Annotated in this window: 23 protein-coding genes, 1 other RNA gene and 1 pseudogene; 12 read left to right on the top strand and 13 right to left on the bottom strand. The window is 67.1% G+C overall.

What is annotated here, in order from left to right; genetic code table 11:
* Positions 1 to 167 precede the first annotated feature (167 nt).
* Both P6281_RS19675 and P6281_RS19670 read right to left on the bottom strand, forming a co-directional pair.
* Positions 168 to 1,139, bottom strand: coding sequence for an NADPH:quinone oxidoreductase family protein (locus P6281_RS19675; RefSeq protein ID WP_014383089.1), 972 nt, complete (start codon positions 1,137 to 1,139; stop codon positions 168 to 170).
* A 22-nt stretch (positions 1,140 to 1,161) separates the two neighbouring features.
* On the bottom strand, positions 1,162 to 2,160 hold the full coding sequence (locus P6281_RS19670; RefSeq protein WP_009955102.1) for an acrylyl-CoA reductase family protein: 999 nt from the start codon (positions 2,158 to 2,160) through the stop codon (positions 1,162 to 1,164).
* Between the two features lie 22 nt (positions 2,161 to 2,182).
* Here P6281_RS19670 and P6281_RS19665 point away from each other — a divergent pair, with 22 nt between their 5' ends.
* Positions 2,183 to 3,040, top strand: a complete 858-nt coding sequence (locus tag P6281_RS19665) for an oxidoreductase (protein ID WP_009955101.1) — start codon at positions 2,183 to 2,185, stop codon at positions 3,038 to 3,040.
* Here P6281_RS19665 and P6281_RS19660 read toward each other — a convergent pair.
* From P6281_RS19660 to hisN, 3 genes are all read right to left on the bottom strand, one after another.
* Positions 3,033 to 4,238: an acyl-CoA dehydrogenase family protein gene (locus tag P6281_RS19660; protein ID WP_008259399.1), complete on the bottom strand. Its 1,206-nt coding sequence runs from the start codon at positions 4,236 to 4,238 to the stop codon at positions 3,033 to 3,035. The genes P6281_RS19665 and P6281_RS19660 overlap by 8 nt on opposite strands.
* A gap of 32 nt (positions 4,239 to 4,270) precedes the next feature.
* Positions 4,271 to 5,668 (bottom strand): acyl-CoA dehydrogenase family protein, encoded by a 1,398-nt coding sequence (locus tag P6281_RS19655; RefSeq protein ID WP_008259397.1) that lies wholly within the window; start codon positions 5,666 to 5,668, stop codon positions 4,271 to 4,273.
* Positions 5,669 to 5,748: 80 nt separating this feature from the next.
* Positions 5,749 to 6,534, bottom strand: a complete 786-nt coding sequence (hisN, locus tag P6281_RS19650; RefSeq protein ID WP_014380847.1) for a histidinol-phosphatase — start codon at positions 6,532 to 6,534, stop codon at positions 5,749 to 5,751.
* Between the two features lie 33 nt (positions 6,535 to 6,567).
* Between hisN and P6281_RS19645 the strand changes: the two genes are divergently transcribed.
* A complete protein-coding gene (locus P6281_RS19645) occupies positions 6,568 to 6,912 on the top strand; it encodes a hypothetical protein (protein WP_009955097.1) in 345 nt (114 codons plus the stop codon).
* A gap of 6 nt (positions 6,913 to 6,918) precedes the next feature.
* Here P6281_RS19645 and P6281_RS19640 read toward each other — a convergent pair whose 3' ends face one another.
* The 7 genes and pseudogenes from P6281_RS19640 to P6281_RS19610 all read right to left on the bottom strand — a co-directional run bounded on the left by P6281_RS19640 (position 6,919) and on the right by P6281_RS19610 (position 15,984).
* Positions 6,919 to 8,007, bottom strand: coding sequence for a PPE family protein (locus P6281_RS19640; RefSeq protein ID WP_014385567.1), 1,089 nt, complete (start codon positions 8,005 to 8,007; stop codon positions 6,919 to 6,921).
* Positions 8,008 to 8,055: 48 nt separating this feature from the next.
* Complete coding sequence (locus P6281_RS19635) at positions 8,056 to 9,231, bottom strand: PPE family protein (protein WP_324738485.1); 1,176 nt, start codon at positions 9,229 to 9,231, stop codon at positions 8,056 to 8,058.
* Between the two features lie 447 nt (positions 9,232 to 9,678).
* Positions 9,679 to 10,475 (bottom strand): annotated as a pseudogene (locus tag P6281_RS19630) (slipin family protein).
* Positions 10,472 to 11,098: a hypothetical protein gene (locus tag P6281_RS19625; protein WP_014712156.1), complete on the bottom strand. Its 627-nt coding sequence runs from the start codon at positions 11,096 to 11,098 to the stop codon at positions 10,472 to 10,474. Before P6281_RS19625 ends, P6281_RS19630 begins: the two are co-directional and overlap by 4 nt.
* A gap of 2 nt (positions 11,099 to 11,100) precedes the next feature.
* Positions 11,101 to 13,431, bottom strand: a complete 2,331-nt coding sequence (locus tag P6281_RS19620) for a nitric-oxide reductase large subunit (protein ID WP_009954273.1) — start codon at positions 13,429 to 13,431, stop codon at positions 11,101 to 11,103.
* Between the two features lie 712 nt (positions 13,432 to 14,143).
* Complete coding sequence (locus P6281_RS19615; RefSeq protein WP_009954272.1) at positions 14,144 to 14,560, bottom strand: pyridoxamine 5'-phosphate oxidase family protein; 417 nt, start codon at positions 14,558 to 14,560, stop codon at positions 14,144 to 14,146.
* A gap of 47 nt (positions 14,561 to 14,607) precedes the next feature.
* Positions 14,608 to 15,984: an FAD-dependent oxidoreductase gene (locus P6281_RS19610; RefSeq protein WP_009954271.1), complete on the bottom strand. Its 1,377-nt coding sequence runs from the start codon at positions 15,982 to 15,984 to the stop codon at positions 14,608 to 14,610.
* A 171-nt stretch (positions 15,985 to 16,155) separates the two neighbouring features.
* Here P6281_RS19610 and prfB point away from each other — a divergent pair, with 171 nt between their 5' ends.
* The 9 genes from prfB to ssrA all read left to right on the top strand — a co-directional run bounded on the left by prfB (position 16,156) and on the right by ssrA (position 23,096).
* A complete protein-coding gene (prfB, locus tag P6281_RS19605; RefSeq protein WP_009954269.1) occupies positions 16,156 to 17,268 on the top strand; it encodes a peptide chain release factor 2 in 1,113 nt (370 codons plus the stop codon).
* On the top strand, positions 17,258 to 18,235 hold the full coding sequence (locus P6281_RS19600) for a mechanosensitive ion channel family protein (protein WP_026071243.1): 978 nt from the start codon (positions 17,258 to 17,260) through the stop codon (positions 18,233 to 18,235). The genes prfB and P6281_RS19600 overlap by 11 nt, the downstream gene beginning before the upstream one ends.
* Positions 18,232 to 18,720, top strand: coding sequence for a hypothetical protein (locus P6281_RS19595; protein ID WP_014380843.1), 489 nt, complete (start codon positions 18,232 to 18,234; stop codon positions 18,718 to 18,720). Before P6281_RS19600 ends, P6281_RS19595 begins: the two co-directional genes overlap by 4 nt.
* 43 nt (positions 18,721 to 18,763) lie before the next feature.
* Positions 18,764 to 19,453 (top strand): cell division ATP-binding protein FtsE, encoded by a 690-nt coding sequence (gene ftsE, locus P6281_RS19590; protein ID WP_020415574.1) that lies wholly within the window; start codon positions 18,764 to 18,766, stop codon positions 19,451 to 19,453.
* A complete protein-coding gene (gene ftsX / locus P6281_RS19585; RefSeq protein ID WP_014385564.1) occupies positions 19,454 to 20,347 on the top strand; it encodes a permease-like cell division protein FtsX in 894 nt (297 codons plus the stop codon).
* Between the two features lie 2 nt (positions 20,348 to 20,349).
* Positions 20,350 to 20,859 (top strand): SsrA-binding protein SmpB, encoded by a 510-nt coding sequence (gene smpB / locus P6281_RS19580; RefSeq protein ID WP_009954261.1) that lies wholly within the window; start codon positions 20,350 to 20,352, stop codon positions 20,857 to 20,859.
* Positions 20,860 to 20,954: 95 nt separating this feature from the next.
* Positions 20,955 to 21,698, top strand: a complete 744-nt coding sequence (locus tag P6281_RS19575) for an EamA family transporter (RefSeq protein WP_442757127.1) — start codon at positions 20,955 to 20,957, stop codon at positions 21,696 to 21,698.
* Between the two features lie 19 nt (positions 21,699 to 21,717).
* A complete protein-coding gene (locus P6281_RS19570; RefSeq protein WP_014380840.1) occupies positions 21,718 to 22,563 on the top strand; it encodes a maleylpyruvate isomerase family mycothiol-dependent enzyme in 846 nt (281 codons plus the stop codon).
* A 165-nt stretch (positions 22,564 to 22,728) separates the two neighbouring features.
* Positions 22,729 to 23,096: a transfer-messenger RNA gene (ssrA, locus tag P6281_RS19565) on the top strand.
* A 206-nt stretch (positions 23,097 to 23,302) separates the two neighbouring features.
* On the opposite strand, the gene P6281_RS19560 is transcribed toward ssrA, so the two are convergent.
* Positions 23,303 to 23,908, bottom strand: coding sequence for a TetR/AcrR family transcriptional regulator (locus tag P6281_RS19560; protein WP_014385562.1), 606 nt, complete (start codon positions 23,906 to 23,908; stop codon positions 23,303 to 23,305).
* A gap of 75 nt (positions 23,909 to 23,983) precedes the next feature.
* Here P6281_RS19560 and P6281_RS19555 point away from each other — a divergent pair, with 75 nt between their 5' ends.
* Positions 23,984 to 26,191, top strand: a complete 2,208-nt coding sequence (locus P6281_RS19555; protein ID WP_080588038.1) for a molybdopterin-dependent oxidoreductase — start codon at positions 23,984 to 23,986, stop codon at positions 26,189 to 26,191.
* Positions 26,192 to 26,193 lie beyond the last annotated feature (2 nt).

The raw sequence follows: 26,193 nt of genomic DNA, 5'->3' as shown, positions 1-26,193 counted from the left end.
TTGGTCGGACACAAGGGCCGCAAGAGCGCCAGGCCGTCGTCGTCTCGCGTCAGTCACAGTCGCCACAGGCGTCTCCGGCAGGCCGGACCCGCTCGGTGCCCACCTCCCAGCGACAACTCCGATGGCAACGCGCCCGCTCGCTGGGAGGCGGCCAACAAATACGTCCGTCAACCCCGGACGCGCAGCACGACCTTGCCCTTGGCGGTGCGGTTTTCGAGTGAGGCGACGGCGGCCGCGGCCTCGTCCAGCGGGTAGGTGGCCGGCTCGGGCGGAGCCAGCTCCCCGGAGGTGAGCAGACGTTCGAGGCCGGCCCATTGCTCGGCCAGCGCGCCCGGATGCGTGCCCGCCCACGCGCCCCAGCCCACGCCGACGACGTCAATGTTGTTGAGCAGCAATCGGTTTACCTTGACGGTGGGGATCTCACCGCCGGTGAATCCGACGACCAGCAGTCGTCCGCCGGGGGCGAGCGAGCGCAGGGAATCGGTGAACCGGTCGCCGCCGACCGGGTCGACGACGATGTCGACGCCACGGCCGTGGGTCAGCTCCTTGACCGCGTCCTTGAACCCGTCAGCCAGCACCACGTCCGTCGCGCCGGCGGCCGTGGCGATGTCGGCCTTGTCCTGCGTGCTGACGACGGCGATGGTGCGCGAGGCGCCCAGCGCCGGCGCCAACCGCAGCGCCGAGGTGCCGATGCCGCCGGCCGCGCCGTGGACCAGCACCGTCTCGCCGCGCTGCAACCGGCCCCGCACGGTGAGCGCGAAGTACACCGTCAGGTCGTTGAACAGCAGGCCGGCGCCGGCCTCGAAGCTCACGTTGTCGGGCAGCTTGAACACCCGGTCCGGGGCCAAGATTGCGACCTCGGCCATGCCGCCGGACAGCATCGTGAGGCCGACGACCCGGTCGCCGGGACCCACGTGCGCGCCCTCGGGCGCCGACCGGACCACGCCGGCGATTTCGGCGCCCAGCACAAAGGGCAATTGCGGGCGGTACTGGTACAGGCCGCGGGTGAGCAGGGCGTCCGGGAACGCCACCCCGGCGGCGTGCACGTCGACGACGACCCCGTCACCAGTCGGTTCGTCGATGTCGGCCAACTCGACCGAGTCTGGACCATCGAGCCGAGTCACCCGTACCGCGCGCATGCCAGCAGAGCCTACTGCCGCCTCAAAAACCGCCCGCGACCCGCACCACGGCCCGGCCGGAGAACTTGCCGGCGCGCACCTGATCGATCACGCCGACGACGTCCTTCACGTCGACGTCGCTGACCAGCGAGTCCAAGTGACGCGGCCGCAACGAATCACCCAGCCGGGCCCACAGCGCGCGCCGCGGCCCGATCGGCATCAGCACCGAGTCCATGCCCAGCAGCGCCACACCGCGCAGGATGAACGGCATGACCGTGGTGTGCAGGGCGGGACCGCCGGTGAGACCGCTGGCCGCCACCGCGCCGCCGTAGTCGATGGTGCTGAGCACGTCGGCGAGCGTCGCCCCGCCCACGCAATCCACCCCGCCCGCCCAGCGGGCCTTGCCGAGCGGTCGCGGTTTGGCGTCGGGATCGGCGGGCAGGCGACCGATAACCTCCGCGGCACCAAGGGTTTTCAGCCGCTCGGCGGCGTCGGCCTTGCCGGTCGAGGCGACGACCCGGTACCCGGCGGCCGCCAGCAGGTCCACGCTGACCGAGCCGACTCCGCCGGTCGCGCCGGTGACGACGATGTCGCCGGCGTCGGGTGCGATGCCCCAGTCGATCAGCGCCTGCACGCTCATCGCCGCGGTGAAGCCCGCGGTTCCGATCGCCGCGCCCTCGTGGGGGCTCAACGCGCCGAGCGCCACCACCTGGTCGGCCGGCAACCGCGCGTATTCGGCGTAGCCGCCGTGGTGGCCGGTGCCGATCGCATAGCCGTGGGCCAGCACCGCGTCGCCGACGGCGAAGTCCGGTGAGGTGGACTCCACGACCTCGCCGGTCAGGTCGATGCCGGGCACCACCGGATAGTTGCGCACCACGCCGCCGCCGGGCGTCAGCGCCAGCGCGTCTTTGTAGTTGACGCTCGAATACAGGACCCGGATCGTCACGTCCCCGGGCGGTAGGTCGTCGGGACGAAGCGTCTCGACCGACGCGGTTATCCGGTCACCATCTTGGCGCGCGACGAGCGCGTGAAACGTGTCCATGCTTCGACGCTAACCTCACCGTATGGATCCCTTTCCACTCGGTGGGTTTTCGGTCAACCGCGTGGGCTTCGGCGCCATGCAACTGCCCGGTCCGAACGCGTTCGGCCCGCCGCGCGACCGCGACGAGGCGTTGGCCGTACTGCGGCGCGCGGTCGAACTCGGCGTCGACCACATCGACACCGCCCAGATCTATGGGCCCGACGTTGCCAACGAGTTGATCCGCGAGGCGCTGCATCCCTATCCGCCAAACCTGGCGCTGGTCAGCAAGGTCGGCGGGCGCCGCGACGGCGACGGGGCCTGGCTGCCGGCCGGCGAGCCGGCCGAGCTGCGCCGCGACATCGAGACGAACCTGCGCACTCTCGGCGTCGAGCGGCTCGCCGTGGTCAACCTGCGGGTGTTCGACAGCTCGGCTCCCGATCAGCTGTTCGACGACCAGCTCTCGGCCATGATCTCCGCGCGCGACGCCGGGCTGATCGGCGCAATCGGACTGAGCAACGTCAGCCGCGAGCAGCTGGCCCATGCGTGCGAGCGCACCGAAATCGCCTGTGTGCAAAACGCATTCAATCTCATTCACCGCGAGTCGGCCGCGGTGCTCGGCGAGTGCACGACGCGGGGGATTGCGTTCGTCCCCTTCTTCCCGCTGGGCGCGGCGTTCATGCGTCCCAACCCCGTGCTCGGCCATCAGCTGGTCCAGGGGATCGCGCAGCGCCTCGGCCGCACCCCGGCCCAGGTCGCGCTGGCGTGGACGCTCGGCGTGGCGCCCAACGTGCTGCTGATCCCCGGCACCTCGTCGCTGCGGCACCTGGAGGAGAACGTCGACGTCGCCTCGATCGAACTGGACGACGACGACCGCGAGCGGCTGAACGCGGTCGCTACCTGAGCTCGGCCGAGGACAGGCCCAGCAGTCGGCGCGCGACGACCAGCTGCTGGATCTGTTGGGTGCCCTCGAAGATGTCCAGGATCTTCGAGTCGCGCGCCCACTTCTCCAGCAGGGTCTGTTCGGAATACCCTGCGGTGCCGGCCAATTCGACGGACTTGAGGGTGACGTCGGTGACCATCCGGCCGGCCTTGGCCTTGCTCATCGACGCCTCTTTGGAGTTGGGGATCTTGTTGTCGGCCTGCCAGGCCGCCCGCAACGAGAGCAGGTAGCTGGCCTCCCAGTCGGCTTCCATTCGCAAGAACTCGGCGGCCGCCGCGCTCTGAACGTGCGCCGGTCGGTCGTAAGAGATCTCCACGCCGGCCTCGGTCAGGATCTTGCGGATCTCCTCGAGCGCCGCGCGCCCCACGCCGACGGCCATGGCGGCGACGATGGGCCGGGTGTTGTCGAAGGTCTCCATGACACCGGAAAAGCCCTTGCCGACCTCGATTTCGGGGTTGCCGAGCAGGTTTTCCTTCGGGATGCGGACATTGTCGAACCGGATGGCGGCGGTATCGGAACCCTTGATGCCCAGCTTGTGCTCGAGCCGCTCGACCGTGACCCCGGGGTGCTCGCGCGGCACGACGAACGACTTGATCGCCGCGCGGCCCTGCGACTTGTCCAGGGTGGCCCACACCACGATGTGCGTGGCGCGCGACCCGGCGGTGACGAAGATCTTCTCGCCGTTGATCACGTACTCGTCGCCGTCCAGGGTGGCGGTCGTCGCGACCGCCGCCGAGTCCGACCCGAAGCCGGGTTCGGTGATCGCCATCGCCGCCCACACCTTGCCGAGGCGTTGTAGCTGCTCGTCGTTCGCGACGGCGGAGATGGCGGCGTTGCCCAGCCCCTGGTAGGGGACCGACAGCATCATCGCGAGGTCGCCCCAGCTGGCTTCCAGCGTCTGGAGCAGCGCGGCCATGTTGGCGCCGTTGTGGTTTTTGTCGCGCTCTTCGTCCTCGCCGCCGAGCGCGTTCGCTCCGGCGAATTCGAATGACTCCGAAGCGCCTTCGAAGAGGCTGAACAGGGTGTCGAGCTCGACCGGGTACGCGTGCTCCTTGAGGTCGTACTTGCGGGCGATCGGCCGCATCAACTCAGCGGCGCCCTGATGCGTCTTGGTCGTGACCGCTTGCATCTTGCGGGGCAGTTCCAGATTGATTGCCATGATTGAACTTTCAGCTCGAATGAGTTAACGACTTAGATGACGACGACACCCTCGGCGACGCCGATGGCCCGCAGGTCGCGGTACCACCGCTCGACTGGGTGCTCCTTGGTGTAGCCGTGGCCGCCGAGCAGCTGAACGCCGTCCAGTCCGATCTGCATGCCCTTGTCGGCGCCGAGCCGCTTGGCCAGCGCCGCTTCGCGGATGAAGGGCAGGCCCTGCTCGGCACGCGCCGCGCCGCGCCAGGTGATCAGCCGCAGCCCGTCCAATTCGATGGCGATGTTGGCGCACATGAAGGCCACCGCCTGGCGGTGGGCGATCGGCTCACCGAAGGCCTCGCGTTCCTTCACGTAGGGGACGACGTAGTCGAGCACCGCGTGCGACGTGCCGACCGTCAGCGCCGCCCAGCCCAGCCGGGACAGCGCGATGGCCTCGGAGTAATCCTGATCCGAGGCGTCGTCCTCGCCGAGGCGCGCGCCCAGCGGCACCGACACCCCGGAGAGCTCGACGTGGCCCAGGGCCGCCGCGCGCAGCCCCATGCTCGGATCGGCCTTTACCGTCAGGCCTTTCGCCGACGACTCGACGATGAACAAGGCCGGCTTGCCGTCGAGTTGGGCGCCGACGATGAAAAGCTCGGCGTCGGCCGCGGCCGGCACCAATGACTTCACGCCGTCGAGGCGGTAGCCACTCGGGGTGCGCACCGCGGTCGTCTTGAGCCGGGTGGGGTCGAAGAGCGGTTGCGGCTCGGCGATGGCCACGCAGGCCTGCGGCACGTTCTCGCCGGCGAATTCCGGTAGGTAGGTCGCCTGCTGATCGGCGCTGCCCCAATGGGTCAGCGCGGAGGCGACGCCGCCCGGGGCGAGCAGCGGCAACGCCAAGCCCATGTCGCCGTAGGCGAGTGCCTCGGCGACCAGCACGTTGGTCACGCTGGAGCGGTGCGCGGCGATGCCGTCGAAATCCTCGGGAATGTTGATCGCCGTGATGCCCAGCTCGGCGGCCTTGGCGATCAGGTCTTGCGGGTAGGTGGCCGCCTCGTCGGCGTCGTGCGCCGCGGGGCGCAGCACTTCCTCGGCGAATTCGTCGAGGGTCTCGACGATCATCTTCTGCTCGTCGTCGGGCGTCAGGTCGAAATAGTCCTTGCCGCTGGACTTGAGCCGGGTCGGCCCGGTGCGCAGATTCTGGACCCGCTTGAACTGCCGAGAAGTCGTGGCGGCCGTAGAGAAAATCGTCTTGGTGCCGTAGCGCAGGGCGCGGTTGAGCGGGTCGCGCAGCTGGTATTTGTCCAGGAACTCCTGGCCGACGAGCGGGGTGATGAGCGCGATGGCGATGTCGACGCCGGTGCGTTTGTGCGGTTGCAGCCCGACCGCGGACTTATGGTCGCGCCGTTTGACGCGCGAGCGGGCGGTTGTTTTTGGTGAACCGGTATCGGTCATGGGTCAGCGGCCTCAGGTTGATGGGCAAGCGGATACAGCCGATCTTACTCCGGAGTAAGATCACAGAGAACACTTGTTAACTAATTCACAGTGAGGCTGCCGAGCACCTGCCCCTGCAGCAGGCCGTTGGTGGCCACGGCGCTGCCATGATGCGGTCCCGCGGTGCCGTCGAGCGCCGTCAGCGTCCCGCCCGCTTCGCGCACCAGGATGTCCAGCGCGGCCAGATCCCATACCGACACTTCCGGCTCGGCGGCGATGTCGACCGCCCCCTCGGCCACCAGGCAATAGGACAGGAAGTCGCCGAACGCGCGCACCCGCCACACGGCATCGGTCAGCGCGATGAAGCGGTCCCGCACGCCCAGCTGCGCCCACCCGGAAAGACTGGAGAACGACAGACTGGCCGAATTCAGTTGCGCCACTGAGGAAACCGATATCCGGCGGGGTGGTGTGCCGTTGAAGGCGACGAACGCGCCGTGGCCGTCCGCGGCCCACCACCGGCGCTGCAACGCCGGGGCGCTCACCACGCCGACGACGGGGACGCCGTCGTGCAGCAACGCGATCAAGCTGGCCCAGACCGGCACCCCGCGGACGAAGTTCTTGGTCCCGTCGATCGGGTCGATGATCCACTGCCGCCCGGTGAAGGTCGTGTCTCCGCCGAATTCTTCGCCGACGATGCTGTCCTTCGGGCGTTCGCGCGCGAGCGCCTCCCGCAGCTCGGTTTCGACCGCGCGGTCGGCATCGGTCACCGGCGTCAGATCCGGTTTGGTGTCAACGCGCAGGTCCAGCGAACCGAATCGGGAGGACGTCAACGAGTCTGCGCGGTCGGCAAGCGTCAGTGCCAGCGCCAGATCCTCGGTGCGACTCATGACGCAGTCTTATCACGGCCCTACGATGGCGGGGTGTGGGAATTCGGACTGCTGATCCTCCTGATCGCGGTGCTGGCGGTATTCCTGGTCCAGCGGTTCGTCCCGCGCGGTCCCCGCGGTGAGCTGCTGAGTGGCACGCTGCTGGTGACCGGGGTCAGCCCGCGTCCCGATGCCACCGGCGAGCAATTCGTCACCATCGCCGGAGTGATCAACGGCCCCTCGGTCAACGAACATGCGGTGTATCAGCGCATGGCCGTCGACGTGGATCAGTGGCCGACCATCGGTCAACTGTTCCCGGTGCTGTATTCGCCCAAGAATCCGGACAACTGGAGAATCGCCCCGCCGACTCCGCCCGCACCGCAGGAGCCGCAGTCCTAGGGCGCGTCAGCCGGCCGCGGGCGGGCGCGTCATGACCGTGATGCGAACGCCGTAGCGGGGCACCACAAGCGGTGCCCGCCGAACCGTCCCTCCGGGTATGCCGGGGACGCCGGCGGCGGCGGGCCCGGTGCGGGCGAGCGCCTCGGTCGCCGGCAGCCCGGACAACCCGCCGCCGGGCAACGCCGGGACGGGGTCACCCGCCGCGGCGGCCCAACCCGCGGGCACCGACATCGGGCCGATTCGGCCGGCGCGGGCCAGCACCGCATTGACGTTCCCCAGACCGGACGCGGCGCCGCTCAGCGCGGGCGCCTTCGGGAGCGCGGCCGGGACCGCCGCGAGGTTCGGCAAAATGCCCAAGTTCTTGTCCGCCTGGATGATTCCCGCGTTGAACCCCTCCGCCGTGAAGATTGATCGGAACGCGACCTGGGCGCCCTGGATGGTGTCCAGGATTCGCGCGAATCCGTCCCTTCTGGAAAACGCGAACAGCTGCGAACCCGGGCCCGCATTCGAGTTCGCGGCATTGGCGGTAGCTTGCGTAACGGCGTCCTGCTGCGCTGTCACCCCATCCTGAGTGGTCGCTTCGCGCGGGGCAGAGAACGGCGAAAACTGCACCGTTGCAGCAGAACTGGCGGAATAGCTGTACATCGCGGAGGCGTCCTGGGCCCAGTATTCGGCGTACTGGGCCTCGTTCGCCGCGATCGCGGCGGTGTTCTGCCCGAAGAAGTTCGTTGCCACCAGCGTCGCCAATTGGGTGCGGTTGGCCGCGACCGCGGGCGGGGGCACGGTCATGGCGCGCCCCAGCTCGTAGGCTGCCGCCGCCGCCCGAGCTTGGATGCCCGTCTGCTGTGCGCGCTCGGCCGTCGCGTGCAGCCATCCCACGTAAGGGGCGGCGCTGGCCGCCATCGCCTGGGAGGCGGGCCCGTACCAGGACAGGCCCGTCAGGCCGGACAGCACCGATTCGTACACGGCGGCCGTGATGCTCAACTCGGCCGCCAGTGAGTCCCAGCTTCCCGCGGCGGCCAACAACGACCCCGAGCCGGGGCCCGCGTACATGCGGCCAGAGTTCACCTCTGGAGGTAGAAACCCGAAATCCATTGTCTTACAGCGCTATCAGCTGCGTACAGCGGCCCTGTTGGCGGTGCGTCACCCGGCGGCCGGAGGGCGTGGCATCACCGTGAGCCGCACGCCGTAGCGGGGCGGGGCACCCGCTCCGACGGATCGCGAGGCGCCGCCGCCCGGCATGCCGGGGTAGCCGGGGTAACCGGACGCTACCGGCTCCTCGGTTCCCGGCAGCGTGGTGAAACCGGCCGGCTCCAACGGCGAGATATGGGTGCTCGTGGGCGCGGCCCAGCTTGCGGGCACGGACATCGGCCCGATCGATCCGGCGTGCGAGAGGGTTGCGGTGACGTTGCCCAGGCCTGCGCCGAGACCCCCGCCGAGACTCGTTGTGGTGCTGCTGAGTGCGGGCGCCGCGAGAGCAGGGGCGGCGGCCAAGGGCTTAGCGAGAATACCCAAATTGTTCTCGGCCCCGATGATGCCGGATACGAACTGCTCCATGTTGTAGGGAGCGCTGAAGCCGACGCCGGTGCCCTGAATGGCGTCGAGGGCCGCAAAGAAGGGTTTGCCGCCGGCCGCCGCTGTCGTATCCGACAAGTCATAGATGTCGCCGTAGTAGTTGTAGGTGTCGCCCGTTTGCTGCGTGGATAACGGTGAATAACTCTGCGTGACGGCCTTGTTGGCGGCGGCGTTGCTGTTGGCCGCGGTCACGGCGGCCTTCTGGGCGCTCACCCCGGACTCGTTGGTGGAGTTGGTCGCGGGCGCAAACCGCGGCAACTGGGTCGCGGCCGCCGAGGACACGGAGTAGGCGGACATGGCGGCGGCGTCCTGGGCCCAATAGTCGGCGTACTGCGCCTCGGTGTCCGCGATGGCCGCGGTGTTCTGGCCGACGATGTTCGACGCCACCAGCGCCGCCAGCAGGGTGCGGTTGGCGGTGATCACGGGCGGGGGCACCGTCATCGCATACGCCTGCTCATAGGCCGCCGCGGCCGTCCGGGCCTGCATGGCCGTCTGCCTGGTCTGCTCGGCGGTCACCTGCAGCCACTCGGCGTAGCGGATGGCGGCGAACGCCATCGCCTGCGCTGCGGGACCGCGCCATTGCAGGTCCAGGCCCGAGAGCGCCGATTCGTAGCCCTCGGCGGCCGAACTCAGCTCGGCCGACAGCGCGTCCCAGCTTCCCGCCGCGGCCAACAGCGAGCCCATGCCGGGGCCCGTATACATCCGGGCGGAGTTGATTTCTGGTGGAACAAAAGCCCAATCCATTGTGGATACATCCCCTCGAAGTGCGGTCTGCGGACAGACGCCACTGGCGCCGGCGCTTGCCGCAACGGCGTTGATCAAAGTTGGTGGGGCCGATCCCAGGCCGGCATGACAAGCCGGCAAAGCTCACCCCCGCGTCGGGGGACGGGACGGCCGGGCGCGATCGCTCCGCGCCTGCCTAGCGGGCAGCGCGGTACTTATCGAGTTGGCGGACCGTGCGCACAGGGCATCGCGGGAGACCTTCGGTTTTTGGGCCCTTCAAAGGTCGCAGGTGCGGCCGACGTGTGCGGGGTTTTGTGTATTTCACGGCGCCGACCAGGCAGAATTAAGACTACGTTTGCCCATCGTTCATCTTCTGTTCACCGAAGCGGCCTCTAGATCTACGCGTGTCGAATATTGAAAGTAATTGACGCGCTTGATATTTGGGCTAACCCCGGCGTCGGCCCGCCGTCAACCGCGATGGTTGAAGCTGTCGACCACACCCCGTAGCATCTCGGGATTTCGGAGGAACGGCGTGATGATGTCGACCGGCAACGGAAGACGACGGTCGAGTTCTGATCGGCTCCCAGCTCCAGCAGCGTCTGCAGGTAACGCAACTGCAGTGAGGCCGGGCTCTTCGACAGGGTCTCGGCGGCCTCGCGCAGCTCCTCCGAGGCCTGCAACTCGCCGCGGGCGTTGATGACCTTGGCGCGGCGCTCGCGTTCGGCCTCGGCCTCACGCGCCATCGCTCGCTGCATCGACTCGGGGATCTCGACGTCTTTGATCTCCACGACACGGACCTGGACGCCCCAGGGTTCGGTCTGCTTCTCGATGATCGTGCGCAGGTCGCTGTTGAGGTCCTCGCGGTGCGCGAGCAGCGTGTCCAGGTCCGCCCGGCCCAGCAGCGAACGCAGGGTGGTCTGGGCGATCTGCGAGGTCGCGACCGCGTAATTCTCCACCGCCAGAATCGCTTTCAGCGGATCGGTCACCTGGAACATCACGACGGCGTTGACGCGGGCCGGCACGTTGTCGCGGGTGATCACCTCCTGCGGCGGAATGGTCAGCGTGACCAGGCGCTGGTCGACGCGAATCATCTTGTCCAGAAGCGGAATGAGGAGCCGCAGCCCCGGGGCGTACAGCGGACGTACATGCCCCATCCGGAACACCACCCCGCGTTCGTACTCGCGCAGCACCACCAGCGACCACGTCGCGAGCACCACAAGCACAACGATTCCGGCGGCGATGAGGCCGATCACCAGCGTGGTCATGTCGTGTTGTCCTCCTTGGGCTTCCAGCCGCCCCAGCGCGTGGAGTAGCGGTCGATCGCCGCCGCCACCTGATCCTCGATCGCGGTGCGGTGCGGCAGGTGTTCAGGCGCGTTCGACGGAGTGTTCCACAGGTGGCGGACGAGCGGCGCTCCGAGCAGTGCGACCAGCAGCACGGTCGCCATCAGGACCAGCGCGTCCGCGGCCGAGTGGTTGGCGATCAAGGTGGCCAGCGGCAACACGATGCCCAATGCCGCCACGCAGCAGGCGATTCCGCGGTGAAACCGGCCGGCGTCCGAATGCGGCCACGGGTCGATCTCGCGGCTGATCTCGCGACCGTGCTCCGATGTGGTGCAGTCGGATTTGACGGGGCAGCTGTTGCAGACCACCGGCAGCGCGCGGTACCGCATGACCCGGTGCTTGGGATCGAACGACGTCGGCCACAGCCAGTGGTCCTGCGGACATATCCAGGCGTCATGGTCGGGCCGGTAGGTGAATTGGCCTGTGCGCCAGCGCGCCGCGTGCGCCGACGCCCGTCGGGCCATGACGTCGAAACTCCACCCGACGGCCAGCAGGGCCAGGGAGTACCCCGCGATCAACCACACCGAGGTCGCCGGCGCGGTCACCGTCAATCCTTCGCCGGCACCGCGGCGCCGGCCTCCGGCTCGACCGCGGCCTGGGTGTACAGCGGACTTTCGGGCAGCTCCTGCGCCGTCGTGCCCGACCGGAAATTGCGCAGCGCGATCCAGGCGATCCAGACGAACGGCAGCACGCCGCCGACGATCAGGATGACGTCTCCGGGTAGCCGCAGCCATTCGAGTACCGCGTTGCCCGGCTTGGTGATGTAGCCCAGCGACCGCGCCTCGAAATAGCCGTCGTTGACCGAATGGTAGAGCTGCAGCACGCCCAGCGGCAGCAGGGTGGCGAACACCATCCACGCCAGCCCGATGTTCATGCACCAGAACGAGATCCGCGCCAGCTTCTCCGGCCACTTGTCGGCCGGGATCACGTACCGGAAGGCGAACATGGCCAGGCCGACGGCGAGCATGCCGTAAACACCCATCATCGCCGCGTGCCCGTGGTTGGCCGTCAGGGCGGTGCCGATCTGGTAGTAGGACACGATGGGCAGGTTGATCAGGAACCCGAAGATGCCCGCCCCCAAGAAGTTCCAGAATCCGACCGCGACCAGGAACATCACCGCCCAGCGATGCGGGAAGGGATTGGCGTCGCCGGATTGCTGGCGCGCGCCGAGTTGCAGGAACGCCCACGCCTCGACGGTCAGGAAGGTCAGCGGTATGACTTCGGCGGCGGAGAAGAACGCCCCCAGCGCCATGTGCTCCACCGGCGTGCCGGAGAAGTACAGGTGATGCATGGTGCCGATGACGCCGCCGGCCGAGTACAGGATGACGTCGAGGAAGATCACGCCGAGTGCGATCCGCTCGCGCACCACACCGAGCAGAACGAACATGTAGGCCACCATCACGGTGGTGAACAACTCCAGGAAGTCCTCCACCCACAGGTGCACGACCCAGAACCTCCAGAAGTCCGCGACGGTGTAGTGGGCGTCGCTGCCGGCCAACAGGCCGACGGCGTAGAAGGCCGGGATGGCCAGCCCGGAGAAGAAGAACAGCCAGGGCATGTTCATCTTCGACTCGGTCTTGAGCCTGCCGCGGATGCCGCGCCAGATGATGGCGATCCACAAGAACATGCCGACGATCAGCAGGACCTGCCACAGCCGCGGCAGGTCGAGGTACTCCCACTGCTGGGAGAACAGCCCGCCCGCGGGGATCACGCCATAGATGGACAGCGCTTCACAGATCAGCGAGCCGAACACCACCACGGCGACCGCCCCGAGCAACACGTAGGCGAGCAACGCCTGACGCCTGGGTTCGCGACGCGCGATGAACGGCACCAAGAAGATGCCACCGGCCAAAAACGCCGCCGCCGTCCAGAACAGCGAGAGCTGCAGGTGCCAGGTGCGGGCGAGGTTGTACGGCAGCACGCGGGCCAGGTCCAAGCCGAAGAAGTTCGACAGGTCGGCCCGGTAGTGCTCAGCGGCCGCGCCCAGCAGCGTCTGCGCCAGGAACAGCACCGAGACGATGGCGAAGAACCAGATGCAGGCTCGTTGCGCGGGCGTCAGGCTCACCTCGCCGGGTTGGCGGAAGGACAGGGTGGACGACTCGGCGCTGTGCCAGCCGACCTTCTGGCTCCAGCGGCCGTAGACCGCGAACATGATGCCGATGCCGCCCAGCAGGGCGATCAGCGACAGCGCCGACCAGACGATCACCGGAGCGGTGGGGCCGTTGTCGACTCGCGGCTCGGCGGGCCAGTTGTTGGTGTAGGTGTACCGGTGCCCGGGGCGTTCGGCCGCCGCCGCCCATGCCGTCCAGGCGAAGAACCCGGTCAGTTCACGGATTTGCGCCCGGTCGGTGATCATGTGGGGCAGCAGACCGTATTTCGTCGAATTCTCCCCGAAGTAGGCCGCGTACCGGTTCTGGATGTGGTCGAACGCCGCGGCCTGCCGATCGGTGAACACCAACGTCTTGGTCGCCGGGTTGTAGCGGTTGGTGCGGAATTCGGTGACCACCCGATCGCGCGGCTCGCTGACACCCTGCGCCCTCAGCTGATCGGCGACGTCCTGCGTTGCCGCGCGCAGGTATTCGGCGGTGTAGTCGGGTCCCAGGTAGGCGCCATGACCGAGCACCGAGCCGTATTCCATCAGGCCGCGCGCCTGGTAGAGCTCCTGTCCGCGGGTGATGTCCTCGCCGGTGAACAGCAGCTGACCGGATTCGCTGACGACCTTGTCCGGCATCGGCATCGACGCCGAATAGGTGCGGTAGGCCAGAATGCCCATCACCAGGAAGCCGAAGATCATGACGAGGGCGACACCCTGGACCCAGCCTTTGCCGACCAGCGGCTGTGACGATGACTGTTGGGCGGAGGTCGGTTGAGCGGTCATGCGCGAGGTCTCCCGTCTAGGTGGTGGCTGTGGTGCCGCTGTCTCGCATGTCAAACAAACCCGGTTTTCGTCCGCACCCAGTATTCGGTTGCCGGCATCGCGATGGCAACAGTGAATTCGCAGCGTTTCGCGGCCAGTCGGTTCCAATGGCGCCAAATTCGAGACCGATCTCCTTGGGGGAGAGCGCTTTACGGCCAATAGCCTGAGAACGCACCGCTCAACGAAGGAAGTCGCGATGAGCAAAATGTATTCGGCTCCGGCGATTGTCGTGGGAATCGACGGATTACCCGACTCGCCGTCGCGCGCGCCGCGCTTGCCGACGCCCATCGGCCGTCGACGCGGCCGGCGAACCGCGCAAGGTGGAAGCGGACATCCTCTGGGGCAAAACGGTTTTCAAGCTGATCGGTTGCGTTCTCGTTGGTCCGCGCGGCCCTATTCCCGGTCGCCGTGATCCATCGGTCGACCAGCCGAAGGCTCGCGCAGGTCGGCACCGTCGTCGCCGAGGTGGACAACGGCACGGTGCTGCGGCACGCTTTCGAGGAAGCGAGGCTGCGCGGAGCCACACTGCGAGCGGTGTCGATCTCGCGCGATGCTGCGCTCGGAAACTTCACGGCGCCCGCGCAATTGGATCGCCGACTCGCACGGTGGATGCGGTTGTATCCCGACGCGCACGCGGAGCAGGCACTCCGTGCTCGCGATCCGCTGTGGCAACCTATGAATCGGGCTCCGGGCCGAACCGGAAATGACGACCGGTGACCTCGGTCGGGGTGATCCGCACATAGTGCGGCTTGCGCATGGCGGTCCACGGCAGTAACTGCGCGCGGTCTGCGTGTGCAATGTCCGCGTCGGTTTTCAGCAGCCGGGCGCGACCGCGGACGATGACGCTCCAGCCTTCGACGAGGTTGTGGTCGTCCACCTCGAAGACCACCGCGTGGTTCGCCACGGCCGAGAACAGTTTGGTGCCCTCGGCGGTGCGGAACAGCACGGTGCGGTCCTGCGCCACGAAGTTGACCGGAAAGATCTCGGGCTCACCGGCGAAGTTGGTGACCAGCCGGCCCAGCGTGACACTGCCCAACCGATTCCAGTTCTCGTCCTCGGTGAGTACGCTCACCGGTTCGTCGCTACGCACGACCCCAACGCTACGGAGAATCGCCGGCGTTGAGTAGGGCCGGCGATCTAGCCGTGGCTGACCCGAAGCAACTTGGCCAAGCTCGGCAGCTTGACCCGGGGGCGCCCGTGCGGCTCGCCGGCCGCCCGCTCGTGGGCGTCGATGAGCTCCCAATGCGCCGAGGTGACCAGTTTGGGCTGGCGCGAGGCCAGCCATTCGGCCAGCTGATCGGCGTGGTCGTCCGGGAAATCCGCCAGGCCGCCACCATCGGGGCGGGCGGCGCTGGCCAGGTCGGCGAGCAGCGTGTCCACGGTGTCCTGGGAGTCCTTCTTGTTGGTGCCGATGACGCCGGTCGGCCCGCGCTTGATCCACCCGACCACGTATTCGTTGCGGCTCCCGTCGACCCGGCCCCCACTATTGGGGATCGTCGCGGTCTTCTCGTCGAACGGTAGCCCCGGCGTGGGCACGCCGCGGTAACCGACCGAGCGCACCACCAGCTGCACCGGCAGCTCCTCGCGCTCGCCGGTGTCGTTGGCGGAGACCCGCCCGTTGGCGTCGGTGACGAGCTCGTTGCGGCCGAGCACAATCCGCTCCACCCGGCCCTCGCCCTTGATCTCGATCGGCGAGGTCATGAAGCGCAACACGATCCGGCGATGCCCCGGGCGCGGGGAGCGCTTCGCGTAATCACGCAGCACGTTGATGTTCTGCTTGGCCGTCTTGCCGGCCGCGGCGGCGTCCTCGTCGCTCACGCCCTCGAGCTGCGCCGGGTCGACGATCACGTCGACGTTCTCCAGATCGCCCAGCTCGCGAAGTTCGAGCGTGGTGAACGCGGTCTGCAGGGGCCCGCGCCGGCCGATGACCACCACTTCGTCGACCCCGCACGGCCGCAACGACTCCAGCGCGTGGTCGGCGATGTCGGTCTGGCCCAGCACGTCGGGATCGGTGACCAGGATGCGCGCGACGTCGAGGGCGACGTTGCCGTTGCCGACGACCACGGCGCGCGCGCCCGACAGGTCGGGCGTGGCCTCCTCGAAGTTGGGATGCGCGTTGTACCAGCCCACGAAATCGACGGCGGCGATGCTGCCCGGCAACTCCTCGCCGGGGATGTTCAGCGCGCGGTCGGACTGGGCACCGACGGCATAGATGACGGCGTCGTAACGCTCGGCGAGCTCACTGGCTTGCACGTGCTCGCCGACCGAGACGTTGCCGAAGAAACGGAACCGCGGATCTTGGGCCGTCTTCTCGAATTGCTTGCTGATCGACTTGATCTTCGGATGATCGGGCGCGACGCCGGAGCGCACCAGCCCCCACGGGGTGGGGAGCATCTCCAGCATGTCAACGGCGACATCGATGTCCTGCGACGCGTCGGCCGCCTTCAGCAAGGAGGACGCGGCGAAGAACCCCGACGGTCCGGAGCCGACGATTGCAACGTGGTACGGGCGCATTCTCGACCTTCTATTCGGGCCACGTCAGCGCCGGGGGCTTCCAAAATAGGCCGGCGCGCAACGCGGGGCGCACATGATCGTGCCTCGACTCTAAACGCATGACCGCTGGTCGTGACCTCAGCACTCGCCGGTGGCCGGGCAGGCTGGCGGCCCCCGGTAACGTTGTCGGCTGTGGAACCCGACCGTCAAGCCGACATCGCCGCCCTCGACTCCACCCTGACCACGGTGGAGCGGGTGCTCGATGTGGACGGTCTGCGCGCCCGCATCGAGAAGCTCGAACGCGAGGCTTCCGATCCTCAGTTGTGGGACGACCAGACCCGCGCCCAGCGGGTGACCAGCGAGTTGTCCCACGCCCAGGGCGAGCTGCGCCGGATCGAGGAGCTGCGGGGGCGTCTGGACGACCTGCCGGTGCTGTACGAGCTGGCGGCCGAGGAGGGCGAGGGCGCGGCAGAGGCGCTGGCCGAGGCGGACGCCGAGTTGAAGGCGCTGCAGGCCGAGATCGAGGCCACCGAGGTGCGCACCCTGCTCTCGGGCGAGTACGACGAGCGCGAGGCGCTGGTCACGATCCGTTCCGGCGCCGGTGGGGTGGACGCCGCCGACTGGGCCGAGATGCTGATGCGGATGTATATCCGGTGGGCCGAGCAGCACAAGTATCCCGTCGAGCTGTTCGACACCTCCTACGCCGAAGAGGCCGGCATCAAGAGCGCGACGTTCGCCGTGCACGCCCCGTTCGCCTACGGCACGTTGTCGGTGGAGCAGGGCACCCATCGGCTGGTGCGAATCAGCCCGTTCGACAACCAGAGCCGGCGTCAGACCTCGTTCGCCGAAGTCGAGGTGCTGCCTGTGGTGGAGACCACCGATCACATCGACATTCCGGAAGGCGATGTGCGCGTTGACGTTTACCGTTCGAGCGGCCCGGGCGGCCAATCCGTGAACACCACCGACTCCGCGGTACGTTTAACCCACGTCCCAACGGGTATCGTCGTCACTTGCCAGAACGAAAAATCGCAATTGCAGAACAAGATCTCGGCGATGCGAGTGCTTCAGGCAAAGTTGTTGGAGCGCAAGCGATCCGAAGAACGCGCGGAGCTGGACGCGTTAAAAGGCGAAGGCGGCAGTTCGTGGGGCAACCAGATGCGCTCCTACGTGCTGCACCCCTATCAGATGGTCAAGGACCTGCGGACCGAATACGAGGTCGGCAATCCGGCGGCCGTCCTGGATGGAGACATCGACGGATTCCTGGAAGCGGGAATCCGTTGGCGCAACCGAAAAGATGACGAATAACACAAGCATTCTTGCGGCCTCGATGACGCACCGTTGGCACGACTTCTGGCGGGGCGAGATCGGTGAGTGGATCATCACCAGGGGTCTGCGGATCGCCATGGTGCTGATCGCGGCGGTGCTGGCGGCGAGGTTCGTCAACTGGGTGGCACAGCAGGTGACCCGGCAGCTCAACCTCGGCTTCGCCGAAAGCGACGCGCTGGTGCGCTCGGAAGCCTCCAAGCACCGCCAGGCCGTGGCCTCGGTGATCTCCTGGGTATCGGTCGTCATCATCGGCATCTGGGTCATGCTGCAGATCGCCGACGTGCTGCAGTTCTCGGTGGGGGGTCTGGTCGCCCCGGCCACCGTGGTCGGCGCCGCCCTGGGTTTCGGCGCCCAGCAGTTGGTGAGAGACCTGCTGTCCGGCTTTTTCATCCTGGTGGAGCGGCAGTACGGCTTCGGGGATCTGGTCACCCTCACCGTCGTTGCGGCCACGGAAGCCAGCGGCACCGTCGAGAACGTGACGTTGCGGGTGACCCGGCTGCGCTCGCCGGACGGCGAGGTGCTGACCATCCCGAACGGGCAGATCGTCAAGGTGGTCAACCTGTCCAAGGATTGGGCGCGCGCGGTGGTGGACATTCCGGTGTCGACCAGCGCCGACCTGAACCGGGTCAACGAGGTCCTGCACCAGGAATGCGACCGCGCGATGGACAACCCCGTGCTGGGGGCATTGCTGCTGGATGCGCCCACCGTGATGGGGGTGGAGAGCATCGAAGTGGACACCGTCACCTTGCGAATGGTGGCCCGCACCCTGCCCGGTAAGCAGTTCGAGGTCGGCCGGCAGCTGCGTGTCCTGGTCATCCGCGCGCTGGCCCGCGTCGGGATCGTGACGGCGGCGGACGCGCGGGTGGAGCTGGTCGACGACGCGTCCGTCCCGGCCGCCGAACGGCAAACCGATAATGACGTCCAAGGTGCGGGGCAAAAGCGGTGAAATTCACCCTGAACATCCTCGAGAAGCGCGGCGACGACACGGATGCCGAACATCGCTGGCCGAATTACGTCTTCGGCGGGCGGATGCGCACGTCGACCCTGGTGCTGATCATCGCCTTTTTCCTGGTGTGGTGGACCTACGACACCTACCGCCCGGCGCCGGCGCCAAAGCCCCCGGCCCAGCAAGTGGTGCCGCCGGGGTTCGTGCCCGATCCCAACTACACGTGGGTGCCGCGCAGCCGCGTGCAGCAGCCGCCGGCGACCGTCACCTATACGCCGACCCCGACGACCACGCCGCCGCCTCCACCGCCGCCACCTCCGGTGACCACGACCACCACCACTACGCCGCCGTTCCAGATGCCGCAGCTGCCGTGCATCCTCCCGGCGCCGTTCTGCCCGCCGAGCACGAGCCCGCCCACGCCGACGCCCGAGCAACCGCAGCCGGGCCCCGGTCCGACCCCCACGACGTCGCCCCCGGCCCGTTGACTTCGCCTGCCAGCGAAAATCACCGCTACACTGGCGTGCCGTGATGATCACCCTGGACCACGTCAGCAAGAAGTACAAAAGCGCGGCCCGTCCCGCATTGGAGGACGTCAACGTCAAGATCGACAAGGGTGAATTCGTCTTCCTGATCGGCCCGTCGGGTTCGGGCAAGTCGACGTTCATGCGGCTGCTGCTCGGCGAGGAGAGCCCGACCTCCGGCGACATCCGAGTGTCGAAGTTCCACGTCAACAAGCTGCGCGGTCGTCACGTACCGAAGCTGCGTCAGGTGATCGGAACGGTCTTTCAGGACTTTCGCCTGCTGCAGCAGAAGACCGTGTACGAGAACGTCGCCTTCGCGCTGGAAGTGATCGGCAAGCGCAGTGACGCGATCAACCGCGTGGTGCCCGACGTGCTGGAAACCGTCGGCCTGTCGGGGAAGGCAAACCGGCTGCCCCACGAGCTGTCCGGCGGCGAGCAGCAACGCGTGGCGATCGCGCGGGCCTACGTCAACCGGCCGCTGGTGCTGCTGGCGGACGAGCCGACGGGCAACCTCGACCCAGATACCAGTAAGGACATCATGGATTTGTTGGAGCGGATCAACCGCACCGGGACGACGGTGTTGATGGCGACACACGACCATCACATCGTCGACTCGATGCGCCAGCGCGTCGTCGAGCTGTCGTTGGGCAGGCTGGTGCGCGACGAGCAGCGTGGCGTCTACGGGATGGACCGCTAAGTGCGCTTCGGCTTCCTGCTCAACGAGGTCCTGACCGGCCTTCGCCGCAACGTCACGATGACGGCCGCGATGATCCTGACGACTGCCATCTCGATCGGGCTGTTCGGCGGCGGCCTGCTGGTGGTACGGCTGGCCGACAACTCCCGGGAGATCTATCTCGACCGCGTCGAGACGCAAGTCTTCCTCACCGACGACATCTCCGCCAACGACGCGACGTGCGCGTCCGCTCCGTGTAAGGCGCTGCGCGACAAGGTCGATGCGCGACAGGACGTCAAGTCGGTGCGGTTCGTCAACCGGCAGGACGCCTACAACGACGCCATCAAGAAGTTCCCGGAGTTCAAGGACGTCGCGGGCAAGGACTCGTTCCCCGCGTCGTTCATCGTCAAACTCAACAACCCCGAACAGCACGCGGAATTCGACGCCGCGGTGCAGGGGCAGCCGGGGGTGCGCAGCATCCTCAACGAGAAGGACCTGATCGACCGGCTGTTCGCGGTGCTCGACGGGTTGCGGGATGCCGCGTTCGCCGTCGCGCTGGTGCAGGCGGTCGGGGCGATCCTGTTGATCGCCAACATGGTGCAGGTCGCGGCCTACACGCGACGCACGGAGATCGGGATCATGCGGCTGGTGGGCGCCAGCCGGTGGTACACCCAGCTGCCCTTCCTGGTGGAGGCGATGCTGGCCGCGTCCATCGGTGTCGCCATCGCGGTCATCGGCCTGATGTTGGTGCGGGCCTTGTTCCTGGACAACGCGCTGAGCCAGTTCTACCAAGCTCACCTGATCGCCAAGGTCGACTACGCCGACATCCTCTATATCTCGCCGTGGCTGTTTCTGCTCGGCGTGTCGATGGCGGCCCTGACGGCGTACGCGACCTTGCGCCTCTATATCCGGCGGTAGCTGTGGCCAAGGGATCCGGCCGGGCCAAGGCGGCGGGCGGCAAAGGCGGCAGCAAACAAGTTGTGGCCACCAATCGCAAAGCGCGGCATAACTATTCGATCATCGAATCGTTCGAGGCCGGGGTCGCGCTGCAAGGCACCGAGGTCAAAAGCCTGCGCGAGGGCCAAGCTTCGTTAGCTGACGCCTTCGCAACGATCGACGACGGCGAAGTGTGGTTGCGCAACTTGTACATTGCGGAGTACCAGCACGGTAGCTGGACCAATCATGACCCCCGGCGCAACCGAAAGTTGTTGTTACATCGGCAACAAATCGACAGGCTGGTCGGCAAGATTCGAGATGGTAACCTCGCCTTGATGCCGCTGTCTCTGTATTTCTCCGAGGGCAAGGTCAAGGTCGAACTGGCCCTTGCGCGCGGCAAAAGGGCTTACGACAAACGCCAGGACATGGCCCAGCGCGACGCACAGCGCGAAGTGGTCCGTGAACTAGGGCGCCGAGCGAAGGGCATGACCTGATCGGCGCCGCGTACGCCCAGCTGTCAGCCGTTACGTACGGTGTCAGCGATTTTGTGGGCGGTGTCGCAGCTCGGCGGGTGGCCGCGCTGCGCGTCATGCTGGTCGCCTATCCGATCGAGACAGTCCTACTCGGTGTGATGGCCATCTTCGTCGGTGGCCCTATTCATGTCGGGGCCGTTCTGTGGGGGACCCTCTACGGAATCGGCATGGCGTTCGGCATGTGGGCGTTCTTCGCGGCGCTGGGTTCGGGACCGATCTCCGTCGTCTCACCGCTGGCGGCCGTGCTGAACGCCGCGGTACCCGTCGCAGTGGGTATGGCTCTGGGGGAGCGGCCGGGGCAGGCGGCCCTGGTGGGTGTCGTGCTGGCCCTGGGGGCGGTGATGCTGGTCAGCCGCGAGGCCCCCGTCGAGGGGACCCCATATCGGTTCACCCCAAAAGTGGCCTGGCTCACGGTCGTTGCGGGCTCGGCGATGGGACTGAACCTGGTGTTTCTGCACCAGGCACCCCACGTCTGCAAGCTCTGGCCGCTGGTGTTCGCCCGGGTGGCGGCCAGCCTGGTGATCTTCGCGATGGCCGCAACCAGCCAGAACCTGAAGCCGCCGCGCGGCAAGCCGTTGCGGTTGGCGGTCGCCGTCGCCGTCCTAGACATCTTCGCCAACATCACCATGCTGGCGGCCCTGCACACCTGGCTGCTGTCGTTGGCCAGCATCCTGATCTCGCTGTATCCGGCGGCGACGGTCGTCCTGGCGATGGTCGTGCTGCGGGAGCGGGTGACCCGCTGGCAGGGGATCGGCATGGTGCTCGCGATGGGGTCCGTGGCGATGATCGCGTCGGCCTGACCGGCCTACGATCCTGACCATGGCCGATCGCCCCGTCACCAAACTCGACAAGTCCACCGTGCTCACCGGTCTGTTCGCCGTTTGGGACGACCTCGACGCGCTGTTGGCGGGCCTGTCCGAGGCGCAATGGCGGGCGGCGAGTCCGCTGCCGGGCTGGGACGTCAAGGCCTTGGTGTCGCACATGATCGGCACCGAGTCCTTCCTCGCCGGCATCGCCGCGCCCCAGCCCGACATCGATGTCTCCGTGCTGGAGCACGTGCGCAACGACATCGGAGCGATGAACGAGTGTTGGGTTCGCCATCTGGGCACCCACGCGGATGCCGATGTGCTGGAAAGCTTCCGGGCGATCACCGACGACCGGCGCGCGGCCCTGACGTCCCTGTCCGACGAGGAGTGGAACGCGGTGACGGCGACCCCCACGGGCCCGGACACCTACGGCCGGTTCATGCGGATCCGGGTGTTCGATTGCTGGATGCACGAGCAAGACATCCGCGTCGCATTGGAGCGGCCGCCCTCCGACGACGAGCTCGCCGGCCCGGCGGCCTCGCTTGCCGTCGACGAGATCGCCGCCACGATGGGCTATGTGGTGGGCAGGCTGGCCAAGGCCCCCGAGGGTTCGCGCGTCCAATTCGAGCTCACCGGCCCGCTGGCCCGCACCATCCGGGTCAGGGTCGACGGTCGGGCCGCCGTCGTCGACAGCTTCGCGGGACAAGAGCCGACGGCGACGATCCGGCTGGACGGGCTGCAGTTCACCAGGCTCGCCGGCGGCCGGCCGATGTGCCCCGCGCGCGCCCAGGACGTCGAACTCGGTGGCGACAAAGACGTGGCCGGCCAGATCGTCGAGCACCTCAACTTCGTGATCTGACCGCTCTTCGTCGCCTTTCGCGACGAACGTCGGATTGATGCGTTGATATGGGGGTTTTTCGCGCAACGAGTCGACGCTCGTGGCCGAGCGGGGAAGATAATCCCATTGCCGCTGGTTGATAGGCGGGTACCATTGATATTCCTGCCGAAAGTCGGCGGGATGCGAGGGGCTGAAAGGTTTCGACTTCGCGCATCGAATCAAGGGAAGCGTGCCGGTGCAGGCAACCGACCACCGTAAGCGTCGTTGCAAACAGATAAGCGCCGATTCACATCAGCGCGACTACGCTCTCGCTGCCTAAGCGACAGCTAGTCCGTCAGACCGGGAACGCCCTCGACCCGGAGCCTGGCGTCAGCTAGAGGGATCCACCGATGAGTCCGGTCGCGGGACTTATCGGGACACCAACAGCGACTGGGATCGTCATCTCGGCTTGTTCGCGTGACCGGGAGATCCGAGTAGAGGCATAGCGAACTGCGCACGGAGAAGTCTTGAGGGAATGCCGTAGGACCCGGGTTCGATTCCCGGCAGCTCCACAGAGAATGTGCTGGTCAGAGCAACCAAGCTCTGGCCAGTTTTCTTTCTGATCAATTCGGCCTCGGTGGTAGGGCCGGTTGCGCTGGAGGCGCAGAATTGCCAATCATCGAAGCATTTCCGAAGTGGGGCGCTCATCGCCGGGCGGACCTAGGCATGCTTCCCGCCTGTAGTCGGGGTAAGCGGGCGCGGTCGACCTCATCACGCGCGCTTAGCGCTTGCGGCGAACAACGATGCCGTTGAGCAGGTTTTCCAGAGCCGCGAGCGAATCTCTACTCTCGCGCATCGGGTCCGCTGAGCGGGCAACCGTCATCGCGGCTTCACACATCGCGCCATGAACGAGGTGCGCCAAAGGCTCCACCCGCTGGCGCCCGAGGTGGCCGTCGGCGATCGCTTGGGAAAGACCCTGCCGGAGCAGGGAAGTGACATGCTCGTCTTCGAGCTTGCGCATCGTCTCCCAACCGAGGACTGCGGGAGCATCGATCAGCGTGATGCGCTGCACCCCTGGATCCAGCACCGCGTCGAAGAACGCTCGGCAGCCACTCAGGACATTCTGCCAGCTGCTGTTGCCGCGTCGGGCAGCGCGCAGCACAGCCTGGCCGATCGCAACCTGCTCGGCTTCATAAACCGCGGCGAACAACGCGCGTTTGCCCGGGAAGTGATGGTAGAGCGCGCCCTTGGTCATGCCGGCACCTTCGACGATGCCATCGACGGAGGTGGCGTCGAAGCCGTCCTCGGCGAATGCGCGGCGCGCCACCGACACGATCTGCTCGATGGTGACGCGCGTGCGCTCTGCTTGGGTACGCGGGCCGGTCACGGGTCTCAGCATACGCGATACATACCCAGGGTACATACTTGTGGTACATACTGTCAGTATGTATATACTGCCGGTATGCAAATCCAACGGCATGTCTGTCCGCTCTGCGAGGCCGGTTGCGGTTTGGAGAGCAGCGTGGATGCGGGCGAGGTCAGCTCCATCCGTGGCAATCGCAACCACGTATCGAGCCGCGGACATGTCTGCCCGAAAGCCTTCGGGCTCAAAGAGCTTCATGAAGATCCCGACCGGTTACGTGCACCGCATCTCCGCAGCGCCGACGGTCGGCTTCAGCCCGCGTCCTGGGAGGAGGCGTTCGCGGTCGTCGATCGACGACTCACCGCGGTCATTGACCAGCACGGCGCGGATGCCGTGGCCTTGTACCTCGGCAACCCGGTGGCACACGACTTTGCCACGACGCTCTATGGCAGCGCCGCGATGCGGGCGCTCGGCTCACGCAACATCTACACCGCGAACACCGTCGACGCGATGCCGAAATTTGTTGCCTGCCAACTCATGTTCGGCGGGATGTACACAGTGCCGCTGCCCGACGTCGACCGCTGCTCATATCTATTGATCTTGGGCGCTAACCCGATGGTGTCCAACGGGAGCCTGCTCACCGCTCCGGGTATGCGGGGACGGCTACGTGCGCTGCGGCGCCGCGGGGGGCGGTTGGTCGTGGTCGACCCCAGCCGGAGTCGAACTGCCCAAGAGGCCGACGAGCACTACCGGATCCGGCCGGGCACCGATGCACTGCTCCTGCTGTCGTTGGTGCATGTTCTGTTCAGTGAGGATCGCATCGATCTTGGCCGGCTGGGCCCGCACACTCGCGGCGTCGAAACCGTTGAGCAGGTCGCACGCGAGTTTTCTCCGGAGACCGTTGCTCCGCACTGCGAAATCCCGGCCGAGGAGATTCGCCGGCTCGCGCGTGATCTGGCCACCGCGCCGGCTGCGGCCGTGTACGGCCGCACCGGCACTTGCACTCAGCGCTTCGGGACCGTGTCGAGCTGGCTGATCGACGTCCTCAATGTCCTGACCGGCAACCTCGATCGGCCCGGCGGTGCCATGTTCGCCCGCCCTGCGGCCGATCTGCGACTGGTCACGGCGGGGCGGACGGGCACCGCGATCGGGCGGTGGCGCAGCCGGGTGCGTGGCGCCCCCGAGACTCTCGGAGAGCTGCCGCTGGCCTGCCTTGCCGAGGAGATCGACACGCCTGGAGCAGGGCAGGTGAAGGCGCTGATCACCGTAGCCGGAAATCCGGCGCGCTCAGCTCCGAACAGCTCGCGCCTCTCGGCTGCGTTCGAGCAGCTCGAACTCATGGTCAGCCTGGATCTGTACCGCAATGAAACGACACGGCATGCGCACGTACTGTTGCCGGCGCTCTCGCCGCTGACCAAGCCCCACTATGACTTGTTCTTCGGCCATTTTGCGATCCGCAACACTGCCACCTACTCACCGCCGGTGCTGCCCGCGCAGCCCGGCGACAAAGCGGACTGGCAGATCTTGCTGCGCTTGATCGGAATCCTGGCACGACAAGGCGCCACGGCCGACCTGAAGGCCATCGACGACATGGTCGCCGAATCGCTGGCGAAGGCTGTCGGCGGCGATGCGCATGGACAGCTTCGCGGCCCCGAGCGTCTTCTTGACTTGTTGTTACGCGCAGGACCCTACGGCGACGCCGATGGGCCGCTCACCCTGGCCCGGTTGCGCGAGTATCCCAACGGGATGGATTTCGGCCCACTGAGCCCACAGCTGCCCGGGATACTCAACACACCGTCGGGGCAGATCGAGCTCGCCCCACCACCGTTGGTGGACGATGTTGCCCAATTGCGCGCCAGCTTCCTCCGGCCCCGTAAACACAGCATGGTGTTGGTCGGGCGGCGTCACCTGCGGTCGAACAACTCCTGGATGCACAACTTGCCCACGCTGGCCAAAGGACCAGACCGGTGCACATTGCAAATTCACCCCACCGACGTCGCACGTCTCCAGCTCGGCAAGCACGCCCGGGTGAAGTCGCGCGCCGGCGTAATCGACGCTCCGGTGGAGGTGACCGACGCAGTGACCCCCGGCGTGGTCTCACTACCGCATGGTTGGGGACACGACGAACCAGGAACGGCTGCCGCTATCGCGGCACAACGGCCGGGAGTCAACAGCAACCTCTTGGCCGACGGCATAGAACTCGATCCACTATCCGGCACCGCGGTGCTCAATGGCATCCCGGTAGAGATCACTGCAACCCCCACACCAACGCTCGACGCCACGCAGGAGAACTCCCATGTCCACTGAGG

Origin of the sequence: Mycobacterium sp. 5-140-3-2 (genome assembly GCF_035666375.1) — a bacterium.
Lineage (GTDB): Bacteria > Actinomycetota > Actinomycetes > Mycobacteriales > Mycobacteriaceae > Mycobacterium > Mycobacterium intracellulare.
Note: the sequence above shows the minus strand (reverse complement) of the source record. Positions and strands in the feature narration are given on the sequence as shown.

Bases quoted from the DNA above. Each gene is read 5' to 3' on its own strand.
- P6281_RS19675 (WP_014383089.1), bottom strand. From the start codon at position 1,139: ATGCGCGCGGTACGGGTGACTCGGCTCGATGGTCCAGACTCGGTCGAG.
- P6281_RS19635 (WP_324738485.1), bottom strand. From the start codon at position 9,231: ATGGATTGGGCTTTTGTTCCACCAGAAATCAACTCCGCCCGGATGTAT.
- P6281_RS19610 (WP_009954271.1), bottom strand. From the start codon at position 15,984: ATGCGCCCGTACCACGTTGCAATCGTCGGCTCCGGACCGTCGGGGTTC.
- hisN (WP_014380847.1), bottom strand. From the start codon at position 6,534: ATGAGTCGCACCGAGGATCTGGCGCTGGCACTGACGCTTGCCGACCGC.
- P6281_RS19620 (WP_009954273.1), bottom strand. From the start codon at position 13,431: ATGACCGCTCAACCGACCTCCGCCCAACAGTCATCGTCACAGCCGCTG.
- P6281_RS19665 (WP_009955101.1), top strand. From the start codon at position 2,183: ATGGATCCCTTTCCACTCGGTGGGTTTTCGGTCAACCGCGTGGGCTTC.
- P6281_RS19670 (WP_009955102.1), bottom strand. From the start codon at position 2,160: ATGGACACGTTTCACGCGCTCGTCGCGCGCCAAGATGGTGACCGGATA.
- P6281_RS19660 (WP_008259399.1), bottom strand. From the start codon at position 4,238: ATGGCAATCAATCTGGAACTGCCCCGCAAGATGCAAGCGGTCACGACC.
- P6281_RS19570 (WP_014380840.1), top strand. From the start codon at position 21,718: ATGGCCGATCGCCCCGTCACCAAACTCGACAAGTCCACCGTGCTCACC.
- P6281_RS19600 (WP_026071243.1), top strand. From the start codon at position 17,258: ATGACGAATAACACAAGCATTCTTGCGGCCTCGATGACGCACCGTTGG.
- P6281_RS19575 (WP_442757127.1), top strand. From the start codon at position 20,955: ATGCTGGTCGCCTATCCGATCGAGACAGTCCTACTCGGTGTGATGGCC.
- P6281_RS19655 (WP_008259397.1), bottom strand. From the start codon at position 5,668: ATGACCGATACCGGTTCACCAAAAACAACCGCCCGCTCGCGCGTCAAA.
- ftsE (WP_020415574.1), top strand. From the start codon at position 18,764: ATGATCACCCTGGACCACGTCAGCAAGAAGTACAAAAGCGCGGCCCGT.
- P6281_RS19640 (WP_014385567.1), bottom strand. From the start codon at position 8,007: ATGGATTTCGGGTTTCTACCTCCAGAGGTGAACTCTGGCCGCATGTAC.
- P6281_RS19555 (WP_080588038.1), top strand. From the start codon at position 23,984: ATGCAAATCCAACGGCATGTCTGTCCGCTCTGCGAGGCCGGTTGCGGT.